The organism is Claveliimonas bilis, from assembly GCF_020892095.1.
Lineage (GTDB): Bacteria > Bacillota > Clostridia > Lachnospirales > Lachnospiraceae > Claveliimonas > Claveliimonas bilis.
In genome coordinates this window covers 2,463,194-2,477,479 of the sequence record NZ_AP024845.1, presented here as the reverse complement: position 1 = coordinate 2,477,479, position 14,286 = coordinate 2,463,194, and the positions used below count along the sequence as shown (strand labels likewise).

Here is a 14,286-nt window from a genome sequence, read left to right as displayed (position 1 = left end):
CAAAGAGAGGGTACATATATTGTATCACAAATGGACAAAAAAAGAAAACTCCCCTTACAGAGAGTTTTCTTTTTTTATTCTTTTTTTATATTCCGCACTGCGAGGAATTACATCATGCCCATTCCACCGCCGCCTGCCGGCATAGCAGGAGTTTCTTCTTTAATATTTGCCACAACAGATTCTGTTGTCAGAAGTGTAGATGCAACGCTGGTTGCATTCTGCAGAGCGCTTCTTGTAACTTTTGCAGGATCCAGGATTCCGGCTTTTACCATATCTACATACTGTTCTGTATATGCATCAAATCCCTGTCCCGGCTCTGATTCTCTGACTTTATTGATGATAACCGCACCTTCCAGACCTGCATTTGCAACAATGTGGAACAATGGAGCTTCCAGAGCTTTCAGTACAACATTTGCTCCTGTCTTCTCGTCGCCTTCCAGAGTATCAGCAAGTTTTGCCACTTCCTTGGAAGCGTGGATATATGCAGATCCGCCTCCGGCAATAATTCCTTCCTCGACTGCCGCTCTTGTAGCTGCAAGAGCATCTTCCATACGAAGTTTTGCTTCTTTCATTTCTGTCTCTGTTGCTGCTCCGACACGGATTACTGCCACACCGCCTGCCAGTTTTGCAAGTCTTTCCTGAAGTTTTTCTCTGTCGAAGTCAGAAGTGGTCTCCTCGATCTGCTTTTTGATCTGTGCAACACGAGCTGCAATTGCTTCTTTATCTCCAAGTCCATCTACAATAACTGTATTTTCTTTCTGAACTTTTACAGATTTTGCACGTCCCAGCTGATCCATTGTTGTCTCTTTCAGATCCAGCCCAAGTTCATCGGAAATTACCTGTCCGCCTGTCAGGATTGCAATGTCTTCCAGCATTGCTTTTCTTCTGTCACCATATCCCGGAGCTTTTACCGCTGCCACATTAAATGTTCCACGCAGTTTGTTGACAATAAGAGTTGTCAGAGCTTCACCTTCTACATCTTCAGCAATAATGAGAAGTCTTGCTCCTGCCTGTACGATCTGCTCAAGAAGAGGAAGGATCTCCTGGATATTGGAAATCTTCTTATCTGTGATCAGAATATACGGATCTTCCAGATTTGCTTCCATTTTATCCATATCTGTTGCCATATAAGCAGATACATATCCGCGGTCAAACTGCATACCTTCTACCAGATCCAGCTCTGTCTGCATAGTCTTGGATTCCTCGATAGTGATAACACCGTCGTTGGAAACTTTCTCCATTGCCTCTGCGACCATTTCACCTACTTCATCGTCGCTTGCGGAAATTGCTGCAACTCTTGCAATCTGATCTCTTCCTGTTACTTTGCTGCTCATTTTCTGGATCGCTTCTACTGCTGTCTCTGTTGCTTTCTTCATTCCTTTTCTCAAAACGATCGGATTTGCTCCTGCTGCCAGGTTCTTCATTCCTTCATGGACCATAGCCTGTGCAAGCACAGTTGCTGTTGTTGTTCCGTCTCCGGCAACATCGTTTGTCTTAGATGCAACTTCACGGATCAGCTGCGCTCCCATGTTTTCAAAAGCATCCTCAAGCTCAATTTCTTTTGCGATCGTTACACCGTCGTTTGTAATAAGCGGAGCTCCGAAAGATTTGTCAAGGACTACATTTCTTCCTTTTGGTCCAAGTGTCACTCTGACTGTATCGGCCAGCTGATTTACTCCTGATTCCAGAGCTGCTCTGGCATCTGCTCCGTATTTGATTTCCTTTGCCATGATAACATTCCTCCTAGTTCTTCTATTTTCAATGTCTATGATCTGTAATCTATCTTAGCTTATTTGTATCTCTATTCAATCACTGCAAGAATATCGCTCTGTCTTACAATGATGTATGTTTCTTCATCAGCTTCTACTTCTGTACCAGCATACTTGGAATAGATAACCTGCTGTCCTTCTTTCACATGCATTTCTACTTCTTTGCCGTCTACAACTCCACCCGGCCCTACTGCGATAACTTCTGCCTGCTGCGGTTTTTCCTTATTCTGTCCCGGCAGAACAATTCCGGATTTTGTTGTTTCTTCAGCAACTAACTGTTTCAATACAACTCTGTCTCCCAATGGTACTAATTTCATGAATGGTTCCTCCTTTAAGCTATCTATTTTGTTAGCACTCATAAAAAGAGAGTGCTAAAAAACTCTAGTTATAAAATAGCACTCTCCTTTTCGTTTGTCAACACACTTTCTGTTAGTTTAGATTATTTTTATAAAATCCATTTTCAATGCCAAATACAAGCTGGCTTCCGTTTTTATCAAGAAATCTTTCCTTTACTCTCCCCTGGCATACCAGCTCCTCTTCAGCCATAAGGGTACAGCTGTATTCTGCATCCAGCGATATCCTTGTAATATCTTCTCCGTTCATAACCAGATATATGCGTTCACCTTCCTCATCATACCTGCTGACTGTGCATGTGTACTCTGTCCTGTCCAGGGGTTCGTCTTCCAGGAATACACTGGTCATCTTCAGCACTGCGCTGCATTTTTCAAACATAAAGTCCTCCTTCTCAAAAGAAGGGTATCAGTTCCCCGATACCCTTTGCTTTGTGCTGTCCTGATTTTTATTTGTTTCTTTCTTCTTTGATCTTTTCCAGTTCTGTGAAAACATAATCATTCACTACTTTAATGTAAGTACCTTTCATTCCGGAAGATCTTGATTCGATTACTCCGGCGCTTTCAAATTTCCGGAGCGCATTTACAATGACTGATCTGGTAATTCCCACCCGGTCTGCAATTTTGCTTGCCACAAGAATCCCTTCTGTTCCTTCCAGTTCATCAAAAATATGAATGATCGCTTCCAGCTCCGAGAAGGACAATGTGCTGATGGCTGACTGTACAATGTGTTCTTTTCTTGTCTCCTCTGCATTTTCTTCGTTTACAGAACGAAGCATTTCCAAGCCTACTACTGTTGTTCCATACTCACTTAAAATAATATCATCAATTTCATAGCCGGCATTCTGTTTGTAGATAAATAATGTTCCAAGCCTCTCTCCGGCAATATCAATGGGAGTGATGATCGCCTGATATCCTTTTGCTGCCTCCGGGGAAAATCCCAGAGTTTCCAAATTTACATTTTCCTTAGTAGACAGGATATTCAAAAGCCTCTCATTGAGCATCTCATCAATGTGGCAGCCCACTTCACCTTTGATCAATTCTGTGATCACACCTACACCACTGCATCTGCTGGCTCCAAGAACTTTTCCTTTTTTACTGATTACCAATACATTGGAATCCAATATTTCTGTCAACACTTCACAGATGTCATTGAAAACTACTTTGCTGGAGTTATTGTTGTGCAGTAATTTATTGATTTTTCTTGTTTTATCTAATAATTGTACACTCATAAGCATCCTCCATCCTTTGAACATTATATTATCATACAATTCTGGAAATTACAATGATTATGCGAAATTTTCTTAATTATCTTTTGCTTTTTTTGCTTCTACATATCCGCATTTTTCATTCATACAGACAAGTTTACTTCCCTTTTCTACCATGTAACCGCCGCATTTTGAACATTTCTGCTCTGACGGCTTCTGCCAGGACATAAAATCACAATCCGGATTATCTTCACATCCGTAATATTTTCTTCCTTTTTTCGTTTTTCTAAGGACAATATCTTTCCCACATTTGGGACATTTCACTCCGATCTTTTCCAGATAGGGCTTCGTATTGCGGCACTCCGGAAATCCGGGGCAGGCAAGAAATCTTCCGTGAGGTCCATACTTGATCACCATATTCCGTCCGCATTCTTCACAGATCACATCTGTGACTTCATCTTCAATCTTGACGCTTTCCTGCTCTTTTTCTGCAATCTTTACCGCTTCTTCCAGATCAGGGTAAAAATTTTCAATTACTGTTTTCCATGCAACTTTTCCTTCTGCAACTTTATCAAGAAGGCCTTCCATGTTTGCCGTAAAATTCACATCTACAATGGCCGGAAAGGACTGCTTCATAATATTGTTCACTACCTCTCCGATCTCCGTCAGGTAAAGATTCCTGTTTTCCTTTGCTACATATCTTCTGGCTATAATTGTAGAAATCGTGGGGGCATAAGTACTGGGGCGCCCGATTCCAAGCTCTTCCAGTGTCTTTACAAGGGAAGCTTCCGTATAATGTGCCGGCGGCTGGGTAAAATGCTGTTTTGTGTCAAATTTTTCCCAATTCAGGACAGAATCTTTATCCAGTCCCTTCAAGAGCACATTGGTTTCTTCTTTTTCCTCATCTGCTTCTGTGTAAACTGTGCGGAATCCTTCAAAAACAATCTTAGAAGCCGCAACCTGAAAACGGTAATCTCCCGCCGCAATTCTGACAGATGTTGTCTCATATTTTGCCGGTTTCATCCTGCTGGCGACAAATCTCTTCCAGATCAACTGATACAGGCGGAACTGATCTCTGCTCAAAGATTCTTTCACAGCAGCCGGAGTTCTTGTTACATCTGTAGGACGAATAGCCTCATGGGCATCCTGTATGTTCTTTCCATTTTCCTTTCCCGCTGCACCGGAAGCGACAAATTCACTTCCGTAATTTCCCGAGATGTACTCCCTTACACTGGCTTCTGCCTCATCGGAAACACGGGTGGAGTCTGTACGCAGATAAGTGATAAGACCCACTGTTCCGTTTCCTTTAATATCGATTCCTTCATAAAGCTGCTGTGCAATACGCATCGTTTTCTGCGTAGCAAAGTTCAGCACTTTCGATGCCTCCTGCTGCATGGTACTGGTAGTGAAAGGCACCGGAGCTTTTTTGTAGCGCTCTCCTTTTTTGATATCTGCCACCTGATAGTCTGCTCCCTCCAGCTCTTTTACTATCTGGTTCAGCTCGCTTTCAGAACGAATCGTCATTTTTTGTTTTTCAGTCCCATAGAATTTAGCTGTCAGAGGCTTCCTCTCACCCTTTACTTTTAAGACGGCATCCAGAGTCCAATATTCTTCGGGAATAAAGGCATTGATCTCTTCCTCCCGGTCTGCGATGATCCGAAGAGCCACAGACTGTACACGTCCGGCGCTTAATCCCCTCTTTACTTTCGCCCACAAAAGAGGACTGATCTTATATCCAACGACACGATCCAGCGCCCGCCGGGCCTGCTGGGCGTCTACAAGATCCATATCAATCTCTCTTGCATTTTTAATGGATGCTTTTACTGCATTTTTAGTGATCTCGTTAAAGCTGATCCTATATGTCTTTTTATCTTCCAGTTTCAATGCTTTACACAAATGCCAGGAAATCGCTTCCCCTTCACGGTCAGGGTCGGTTGCAAGATAAACTTTATCCGCTTTTTTTACTTCCTTGCGAAGGCTGGCAAGGATATCCCCCTTCCCGCGGATGGTAATATATTTCGGTTCATAATCATGCTCCACATCGATTCCAAGCTGACTTTTTGGGAGATCCCGCACATGACCGTTGGAAGCCATAACTGTATAATTACTTCCCAAAAACTTTTTTATTGTTTTTACTTTTGCAGGAGACTCTACAATAACAAGATAATGAGCCATACTTTTTTCCTCCAATACCTTCTGCGTTTCTTATTCTGAACGGATATAATAATTTTTCGAAATTTCCTGAATGTATCCTTTTAATTCCAAAGCCACCAGCGTTTCCATAACCTGAAACGGTTCCAATCCTGTTTCTTCTATGAGCTGATGAACTCCCTTGGGAAACAAATCGAGACAACTATACAATATATTTTCGGTGCTTTCAAGCATTTTTTTATTTTTGTCTGATTTTTTAGCGAAATTCTTCCTTAAATAGCCCATTGTTTTCATCTCCTCCACAAAGTCTTCCGCTGAAATCAATATCCCCGCTCCCTGCCGGATCAAAGCATTGCATCCCCGGCTCAAAGGACTTGTCACCGGTCCCGGAAGCGCATACACCTCCTTTCCCTGTTCCAATGCAAAATCTGCTGTAATCAGCGAACCGCTCTTTTCTCTTGCTTCCATGACAAGTACAAGCTCCGAAAGAGCGCTGATGATCCGATTTCTTCTGGGGAAATTCCCCTGAAGAGGCGGACTGCCGGGAAGCTGCTCCGATAAGATTCCTCCTGATTTTTGTATATCAACATAAAGTCCCCTGTTCTCCCGCGGATAGCATACATCCACGCCAGATCCCAATACAGCATATGTGCATCCATCTGCATTTATTGCCCCTCTTCCTGCCGCCCCATCTATCCCCCTTGCCATCCCGCTGATGATCTGTACTCCCGCCCCTGCAAGGAGTTCCGCAAAAGCGATTGCCTGCCTTTCTCCATAAGCACTGCACTGTCTGGCACCTACAATTGCTGCCGACACTCTGTCTTCTTTTGGCAGATTTCCCCTGACAAACAAAGCATAAGGCTGGTCATTCAAGTCTTTCATTCTCTGCGGATAAGCCGGATCAAAATAAGGGATAAACTTTATATTTTTCTCCAAAAATCTTTCATACTCTTCTCCCACTTTGCTGTTTTTCTGACAAAATCCGATTGTTTTTCTGTCATTTTCTGTCAGGTATTCCTGCTTTTTCAGCAAGCTTTCTTCTATATAATATATGGCTTCCCCACTGCCCGCTGCATCCCGCAGCCTTCTCTTTTTCTGATGTGAAAGTCCCCGGATCGAAGCAAACCAGTATTCATATTTCATTTCAGATTCCCCCAGTATCTTTGATCCGGCATACGATAGGCGATTGCCTCTCTTAAATGTCTTACGCCAATCTTCTCCTGTCCCGCAAGATCCGCAATGGTTCTTGCCACCTTCAGTGTTTTGTGATAAGTACGCGCCGTCAGCCCGATCCTTGTAAACGCTTCTTTTATCACTCTTTCTTCCTCCGCTCCCAAAGAGCAGTATAAAGAGATCCTGGATGCCGGAATCAGGGCGTTGACAAGAAAATCCTCCTCTTTGTATCTTCTCCTCTGACGTTCCCGGGCCTCACATACCCGGGCTCTGATCTCTGCAGAGGATTCCTCTTTTGATGAAGATTTCAGCGTACCGTAATCCAGTCCCGGCGAGTCAATGCAAAGGTCAATACGGCTAAGCAGCGGTTGGCTGATTTTCCCCAGATACTGCTGGATCTGACCGGAAGTACAGCTGCACCTTGACAAATCCGGATAGTATCCGCAGGGGCAGGGGTTCATTGCTGCAACCAGCATAAAATCAGCAGGAAATATATACACTCCCTGTTTTCTCACCAGCCGTATCCTTTTTTCTTCCAGAGGCTGACGGAGCACTTCAAGTACCGGTCTTGCAAACTCTGTCAGCTCATCCAGAAACAGAACTCCCTTATCTGCCATAGTGATTTCTCCAGGCACAGGATACTGGCCGCCTCCGATCAGCGCCGCCTTTGTCACTGTATGATGCACCTCCCGGAAAGGTCGCTTTGTTATAAGCGGGAACTCATTTTGCAAAAGTCCCTGTACGCTGTATATTTTCGTCAGCTCAATGCTCTCTTTTTCGGTCAGAGGGGGAAGTATGGTAGAAACGCGGCTTGCGATCATAGATTTTCCGCTTCCCGGCGGTCCGATCATCAAAAGATTATGCCCGCCGCTTACTGCAATTTCTGCTGCACGCTTTACACCTTTTTGCCCTTTTACATCTGCAAAATCCAGGGAGGATTCCTTCTCTGTCCTTTCTGCAGTTATTTTGCTTCTCCTACTCTTTTGGGGCACAATACCGCCGGACAGTGTTTCCCACAATTCTCGGAGCGTCCGGAATGCATAAATGCGGATCCCGTCTACTAAAGCTGCTTCCTCTCTGTTTTCTACAGGAATCAGGCACATCTTCATCCCCTGTTCTCTCGCTTCCCACACAATAGGAAGCACTCCCGCCACCTGACGGATAGAACCGTCAAGCCCCAGCTCTCCTACAACAACTGCAGATTCCAGTACCGAGATGGGAATTTCCCCCAGAGACACCAGGATAGACAATGCGATTGCAAGGTCAAAAGAAGAACCTCTCTTTCTTATATTTCCGGGAGACAGATTGATCACCGTTCTTTTGGGCGGAAAAGTAATGCCGGAATTTCGGATAGCTGTCCTTACTCTTTCTCCGGCTTCCTTCACCTCTGCCGCAAGATACCCCACCATATGAAACATGGGGAGTCCGGTGCTTAGATCTGCCTCCACCTGTACAAATTTTACTTCAAGTCCCTGGAGAGCTGCGGAATATACCGTACCTACACTCATCATATTCCTCCTTTTTCATTTGACATGTGAGATTGTTTCTTCAGGCAGACTGCCTGAATTGAAATTGATCGAAACAGAACTTTTTTATCATTTATGTTGCCTTTTATAGTCCACATAATATATTATTTACGTAAACTTGTCAACTCAAATTCCCATGTTGCTGTTTTCTTGGACAAAAGAGATATTTGCACATGGAAAAGCACGAATCAGCCTGTTTTCACATAGACTGTAATTAACTACGCTAAGAGGTGCTTCTATTGAAATCCTTTCCTTCTCCTCTAACAGCCGCTGAAGAGCAATACTACCTGCAGAAATATACGGAAGGAGACCTGGAAGCCAAACACATCCTTATCGAGAGAAACCTGCGCCTGGTCGCGCACATCGTCCGCAAATACCAGACTGCAGATGAGGACACAGAAGATCTTCTCTCCATCGGCACCATCGGGCTGATCAAAGCGGTCGTTACTTTCAATCCTGACAAATCTGTACGCCTCGGAACTTATGCGGCAAGGTGTATCGAAAATGAAATTTTGATGTATTTAAGAACGAAGAAAAAATCTTCAAAAGAAATCTCTCTCTATGAACCCATCGGAACAGATCGGGAGGGCAATGAAATCCAGCTTTTTGACATCATTGAATCACAAAATGATGATGCCCATGAGAAAGTTATGCTGGGAGACGATATCCGGCTTCTGTACTCTAAAGTGGAATCCGTCCTCTCTCCACGGGAACGTCTGGTCCTGAAAATGAGATATGGTTTATATAACGAAGAAGAATACACACAGCGGGAGATTGCCAGACAGCTTGGTATCTCTCGTTCTTACGTTTCCAGAATCGAAAAGAGTGCAATAGAAAAGCTGCGGGCCTATTTTTGATCTGCCCGCAGCTTCCTGCACTTTATTCTATTTCTTTTCTTCTTAAAATATCATACCGATCCGCTTTTTCTCCCAGATCCACATACAGAACCTGCTTCGGATGAGGCGCGCTCTCCTGTTCGTTTCCATCTTCATCAAGAATCCTCTTCACCTTTACCTCTGCATTTGTTCCGTCCGGCTTCATGATCTCAATCTGTTCCCCCACAGAAAATTTATTTCTCTGTTCAATCCGGTACAATCCGTCCTTTTCTTCTCCTATGATTCCAAGATAGGTATAATCTTTTGCGTAAGTATTGTTGTCATATATCTGGCTTGTCTCATCCGGTTTTCCAAAATAAAATCCCGTGGTAAACTGCCGGTATGTACAGCCTATGATCTGTTCCAGATACCAGGGCATATTTTTCCGATAAAGCTCCGGATCTTTCTGGTAGTCGTCAATAGCCCGGCGGTATGTTCTTGCCACTGTAGCTACATAGAGGGCTGTTTTCATGCGCCCTTCAATTTTCAGACTGTCTATACCGGCGTCGATCAATTCCGGGATATGCTCGATCATGCACAGATCCTTGGAGTTAAAGATAAACGTACCTCTTTCATTTTCATAAACCGGCATATATTCGCCAGGTCTTGTCTCCTCCATGACAGAATACTTCCATCTGCAGGGATGGGTGCAGGCTCCGTGGTTTGCATCTCTTCCTGTGAAGAAATTGCTCAGAAGACATCTTCCGGAATAGGAAATACACATAGCGCCGTGCACAAAACTTTCAATTTCCATCTCTTCCGGAATATTGCGGCGGATCTCCTTAATTTCTTCCAGAGACAGCTCCCTCGCCGACACCACCCTCTTTGCCCCCAGGCGCCACCAGAAATTATATGTTCCATAATTCGTATTGTTGGCCTGAGTGCTGATATGCCGCTCGATTTCAGGACAGATTTCTCCTGCAATATCGAAAATGGCCGGATCGGCAATGATCAGCGCATCGGGCTTCATTTCCTTCAACTCTTCAAAATATTCCCTCACTCCCGGCAGATCATCATTGTGAGCCAGAATATTGGCTGTCACATAAACTTTTACTCCGTGTTCGTGAGCAAACTTTATCCCCTCTTCCATATCGGAACGGGAAAAATTCTTTGCTTTTGCACGCAGTCCAAATGCCTCTCCGCCGATATAAACTGCATCGGCTCCAAAAATAACTGCTGTTTTCAATACTTCCAGGCTGCTTGCCGGGATCAGCAGTTCCGGGTGTCTTTTCTTCATTTTCTCCCTTTATCCTTTCCATTATTGTTTCATACTCAGCTGTTTTATACTGAATCTATTGCTTTACACTCAGCGCAATTCCATCTCCCAGCGGAACAATGGAAGTAAGAAGTCTCTCATCGTGCTTCAGTTCATACAGATATTCCCTCATTCTGCTGTGAATGGTCCGGTTTCTCCTCTCCACCGCAAAGCGGGATTCCAGAATATCTCCATCCTGCAGCACATTATCAGATACCAAAAGGCCTCCTTTTCTTAAGAGCCGGATCGCCTCCGGCATATAATGAATATACTGTCCTTTTGCCGCGTCCATGAAAATAAGATCAAAGGGTCCCTCGAGACCTTTCATCACTTCCAGGGCATCCCCCTCTACCAGGGTAATTGCCTCTTCTTTTCCTGCCCGGCGGAAATTTTCCCTCGCGATCGGAATACGCTTTTCATAATTTTCAATTGTAGTAATATGACATCCCTCCGGGGCATAGGCGTTCATCAAAAGCGCGGAAAATCCCACTGCCGTTCCGGCTTCCAGTATACGCATAGGCCGATGGATCTGAAGCAATACCTTCAGAAAGCTTTGGGTTTCCTTTCGGATGATCGGCACATTCGCATCCAGAGCCTCCTGCTCAATTTCCTCCAAAATAGGCAGATCCCGGCTCTCCAGAGAGTTGATAAATGTTGTCAAACGTTCGTCCGTTATCACTTTTACATATACTCCATTTCATTTTTACACAGGGTTATTTGCAGTTTTACCCACCACTTACGTTAATTTGGGACGTAACACTTTTGAAAAGTGTTACGTCCCAAAGTGTATTAAACATCCATAATAATCGGCAGGATCATCGGGCGTCTCTTCGTGCGTTTCCAGATAAATTCATTCATCGTGTCACGTACTACCAGCTTGATCTTGCTCCAGTCAGCGCCTCTTTGCCGATGCAGGCAATTGTCCACCGCCTCCACCAGCACTTTTCTTGCATCTTCCATAAGACCTTCGGACTCTCTGACATATACGAAGCCTCGTGATACAATATCCGGTCCTGCCAGAAGCTGGTTAGTTCCCCGCTCCAGCGTCATGACAACGATCAGGATTCCGTCTTCTGCAAGATGCTGACGATCTCTCAATACAATATTTCCTACATCGCCGACACCAAGACCGTCTACCAGCACTTCTCCTGTGTGTACTTTATCGACTACTTTTGCTTCCTTATCGCTGACTTCCAGCACATCGCCGGACTGCAGCATAAAAATGTTCTCTTTCGGGATTCCAAGGGACTGTGCCAGAGAAGCGTTTGCCTTTCTGTGACGGTATTCCCCGTGGATCGGAACCGCATATTTCGGTTTCACAAGAGAATAGATCAGTTTCAACTCTTCCTGACAGGCATGTCCGGAAACATGGGCATCCTGGAAAATAACGTTGGCCCCTTTTTCAGAAAGTTCATTGATCACTCTTGATACAGACTTTTCATTCCCCGGTATAGGATTGGAACTGAAAATAACCGTATCTCCCGGCATGATCGTCACTTTCTTATGAATATCAGCTGCCATTCTGGATAACGCGGCCATAGATTCTCCCTGGCTTCCTGTGGTGATCAGAACTGTCTTCTCCGGCGGATAATTCTTCAGCTGGTCAATCTCGATCAGAGTTTTATCCGGTACGTTCAGATAACCAAGTTCCTGAGCCGTAGAAATGATATTTACCATGCTCCGGCCTTCCACAACAACTTTTCTGTCATATTTGTAAGCCGAATTAATGATCTGCTGCACGCGGTCCACGTTGGATGCAAATGTAGCAATAATAATCCTTGTATTACGGTGTTCCGCAAACAGATGGTCAAAAGTATGACCTACTGTACGCTCTGACTGTGTAAATCCGGGTCTTTCTGCATTGGTACTGTCTGACATCAGCGCCAATACTCCTTTCTTCCCAATCTCTCCGAATCTTTGCAGGTCAATAGCATCGCCAAATACCGGCGTATAGTCCACCTTAAAGTCTCCGGTATGCACCACGATCCCTGCCGGTGAATAGATGGCAAGGGCAGAGGCATCCTGGATGCTGTGGTTTGTCTTGATAAATTCAATCCGGAACTGTCCCAGATTGATAGACTGTCCGAATCTTACGACTTTCCTTCGTGTGCTGCGCAGAAGGTTATGCTCTGTCAGCTTCTTTTCAATAATACCCATTGTAAGTTTTGTTGCATAAATGGGAAGATTCATTTCCTTTAAAACATATGACAGCGCTCCGATGTGATCCTCGTGTCCATGGGTAATGACAAATCCCTTTACTTTCTGAATATTATCCTTCAGATAAGTAATATCCGGGATGACCAGGTCAATACCGAGCATATCATCCTCCGGGAAAGCCAGACCGCAGTCCACCACAATAATACTGTCTTCGTATTCAAAGGCAGTAATATTCATTCCGATCTTCTCCAGGCCTCCAAGCGGAATGATACGCAGTTTTCCATTGTTTTCTTTCTTCAAGTTTACACCTCCATAGGTTTATTTTCCGTTATTTTGCTTTTCTCGACATTTTCTGCACTGTCCATAGAATTTCAGCTCGTGATCCATAACGTGGAAGCCTGTTTCTTTCTCAATATGATCCTCCAGGTTCTCCAGAAGATCATCCCGAAATTCCATTACGCTCCCACAGTCACGGCAGATCAAATGATGATGGTGATGATGGGGTTCTGTTCTTTCGTCGCAGAAATCCCCTATCTCGTACCGCACACACCCATCATCCAAAATAATCCTATCTACAAGCTGCATTTCCAGCAGAAGCTGAACCGTCCGATAGATCGTTGCCAGACCGATCTCCGGATAATCCTCCTTCACCAGTTCAAAAATGTCTTCTGCAGTCATGTGCTGCTCATGATGCTCTGCAAGCACTTGTAACACAAGCAACCTTTGATTGGTTACTTTGAGTCCCTTTTCTTTCAGCATTTCCTTAAATTTTTCCTGACTTATAGACATAGTATGCTACCTTTCAATCTCAACATCTTCAAGCAGTTCCTCAAATACTTTGGATACGGCCATCAGCTCTGTATCATCCTCCACAATTTCGTAAATGCTGTCTGTATCTTTATCTTCTGATCTGTCCTTCAAAATCAGGCATTCTGCATCGCCTTCTTCTGAATCGGTTACCAGAATATAGGACGTTCCGTTAATTCTCGTCTGCTCCAGTACGTAAAATTCAACTTCCTCCGCACCATCTGCACAAAATTTAATTTTTTCCATCATATTAACACCTCAAAACAAGCTCTGTAAATCTTCGGCGCCGCCTTTATCGCTCTGTCTGTTTGCATCCAGATATCCCTGCAATATAAAAACAGCCGCAATCTGATCCACATACTTCTTGCGGTCTTCCCTTCTAACTTTGCTTTCTTTTAAAGTCCGTTCCGCTTCCACTGTAGTCAGACGCTCGTCCCACATCACGACCTCCAGGCCGGTACGCCGGCGGAGCATCTCACCAAATTCCAACGCTTTTTCCGCTCTTTCTCCCACATCGTAATTCATATGCCGGGGAAGTCCCAGTACGATGGACTCCACCTCATATTCCCGGATAATCTCCTCAATGCGGGCACATGTTTTTCTAAGCTTGTTCTCTTCCTTTCTCCAAATGGTTTCCACTGCCTGCGCTGTAATACCCATAGGATCACTTACAGCCACACCTACAGTCTTGGAACCATAGTCCAGTCCCATAATTCTCATAGAAATTATTCCCAATCATGATGCGCAATATACGTCTTGAGCATCTCTTCTACCAGTTCATCACGCTCCACTTTCATGATCAGGCTTCTCGCTCCATTGTGACTGGTAATATAAGTGGGGTCTCCGGACATAATATAACCCACAATCTGATTAACCGGATTATATCCCTTTTCGCTCAGCGCTTTATACACTATTTCTAGGATGTCCTTGGCCTGAATCTGCGGGCCGCTTTCCACCTGGAAAAACTGAGTGTTTGTTAATTCTCTCATATTCACGTCCTCCAAAAATACTTCAT

The 14,286-nt window shown here is 44.3% G+C and carries 15 protein-coding genes; 1 reads left to right on the top strand and 14 read right to left on the bottom strand.

The window, feature by feature from the left end:
- Nucleotides 1-107: 107 nt before the first annotated feature.
- The 7 genes from groL to EUBC25_RS11960 form a co-directional block, all read right to left on the bottom strand.
- Nucleotides 108-1,730 carry a chaperonin GroEL gene (gene groL / locus EUBC25_RS11990; protein WP_230105715.1) on the bottom strand — a complete coding sequence of 541 codons (1,623 nt, stop codon included), beginning with the start codon at nucleotides 1,728-1,730 and terminating at the stop codon, nucleotides 108-110.
- A 71-nt stretch (nucleotides 1,731-1,801) separates the two neighbouring features.
- Nucleotides 1,802-2,086 (bottom strand): co-chaperone GroES, encoded by a 285-nt coding sequence (locus EUBC25_RS11985; RefSeq protein WP_230105714.1) that lies wholly within the window; start codon nucleotides 2,084-2,086, stop codon nucleotides 1,802-1,804.
- 112 nt (nucleotides 2,087-2,198) lie between these two features.
- Nucleotides 2,199-2,501: a hypothetical protein gene (locus EUBC25_RS11980; RefSeq protein ID WP_230105713.1), complete on the bottom strand. Its 303-nt coding sequence runs from the start codon at nucleotides 2,499-2,501 to the stop codon at nucleotides 2,199-2,201.
- A gap of 67 nt (nucleotides 2,502-2,568) precedes the next feature.
- The gene (codY, locus tag EUBC25_RS11975; protein ID WP_230105712.1) at nucleotides 2,569-3,351 is read right to left on the bottom strand and encodes a GTP-sensing pleiotropic transcriptional regulator CodY; all 783 of its coding nucleotides are present in this window, start codon (nucleotides 3,349-3,351) and stop codon (nucleotides 2,569-2,571) included.
- Between the two features lie 72 nt (nucleotides 3,352-3,423).
- Nucleotides 3,424-5,502, bottom strand: a complete 2,079-nt coding sequence (topA, locus tag EUBC25_RS11970) for a type I DNA topoisomerase (RefSeq protein ID WP_230105711.1) — start codon at nucleotides 5,500-5,502, stop codon at nucleotides 3,424-3,426.
- 30 nt (nucleotides 5,503-5,532) lie between these two features.
- Complete coding sequence (gene dprA, locus EUBC25_RS11965) at nucleotides 5,533-6,621, bottom strand: DNA-processing protein DprA (RefSeq protein WP_230105710.1); 1,089 nt, start codon at nucleotides 6,619-6,621, stop codon at nucleotides 5,533-5,535.
- Nucleotides 6,618-8,159: a YifB family Mg chelatase-like AAA ATPase gene (locus tag EUBC25_RS11960; RefSeq protein WP_230105709.1), complete on the bottom strand. Its 1,542-nt coding sequence runs from the start codon at nucleotides 8,157-8,159 to the stop codon at nucleotides 6,618-6,620. Before EUBC25_RS11960 ends, dprA begins: the two co-directional genes overlap by 4 nt.
- Before the next feature lie 257 nt (nucleotides 8,160-8,416).
- Between EUBC25_RS11960 and sigK the strand changes: the two genes are divergently transcribed.
- On the top strand, nucleotides 8,417-9,034 hold the full coding sequence (gene sigK / locus EUBC25_RS11955; protein WP_230105708.1) for an RNA polymerase sporulation sigma factor SigK: 618 nt from the start codon (nucleotides 8,417-8,419) through the stop codon (nucleotides 9,032-9,034).
- A gap of 22 nt (nucleotides 9,035-9,056) precedes the next feature.
- Here sigK and EUBC25_RS11950 read toward each other — a convergent pair whose 3' ends face one another.
- The 7 genes from EUBC25_RS11950 to EUBC25_RS11920 form a co-directional block, all read right to left on the bottom strand.
- Nucleotides 9,057-10,289: a peptidase U32 family protein gene (locus EUBC25_RS11950; RefSeq protein ID WP_230105707.1), complete on the bottom strand. Its 1,233-nt coding sequence runs from the start codon at nucleotides 10,287-10,289 to the stop codon at nucleotides 9,057-9,059.
- Between the two features lie 55 nt (nucleotides 10,290-10,344).
- Complete coding sequence (locus tag EUBC25_RS11945; protein ID WP_230105706.1) at nucleotides 10,345-10,986, bottom strand: O-methyltransferase; 642 nt, start codon at nucleotides 10,984-10,986, stop codon at nucleotides 10,345-10,347.
- Between the two features lie 110 nt (nucleotides 10,987-11,096).
- A complete protein-coding gene (locus tag EUBC25_RS11940) occupies nucleotides 11,097-12,764 on the bottom strand; it encodes a ribonuclease J (protein WP_230105705.1) in 1,668 nt (555 codons plus the stop codon).
- Nucleotides 12,765-12,782: 18 nt separating this feature from the next.
- Nucleotides 12,783-13,253: a Fur family transcriptional regulator gene (locus EUBC25_RS11935; protein WP_230105704.1), complete on the bottom strand. Its 471-nt coding sequence runs from the start codon at nucleotides 13,251-13,253 to the stop codon at nucleotides 12,783-12,785.
- A 6-nt stretch (nucleotides 13,254-13,259) separates the two neighbouring features.
- Nucleotides 13,260-13,517 (bottom strand): DUF1292 domain-containing protein, encoded by a 258-nt coding sequence (locus EUBC25_RS11930; RefSeq protein ID WP_230107604.1) that lies wholly within the window; start codon nucleotides 13,515-13,517, stop codon nucleotides 13,260-13,262.
- Nucleotides 13,518-13,529: 12 nt separating this feature from the next.
- Nucleotides 13,530-13,991 (bottom strand): Holliday junction resolvase RuvX, encoded by a 462-nt coding sequence (ruvX, locus tag EUBC25_RS11925; RefSeq protein ID WP_230105703.1) that lies wholly within the window; start codon nucleotides 13,989-13,991, stop codon nucleotides 13,530-13,532.
- Between the two features lie 5 nt (nucleotides 13,992-13,996).
- Nucleotides 13,997-14,260 (bottom strand): IreB family regulatory phosphoprotein, encoded by a 264-nt coding sequence (locus EUBC25_RS11920; protein WP_230105702.1) that lies wholly within the window; start codon nucleotides 14,258-14,260, stop codon nucleotides 13,997-13,999.
- Nucleotides 14,261-14,286 lie beyond the last annotated feature (26 nt).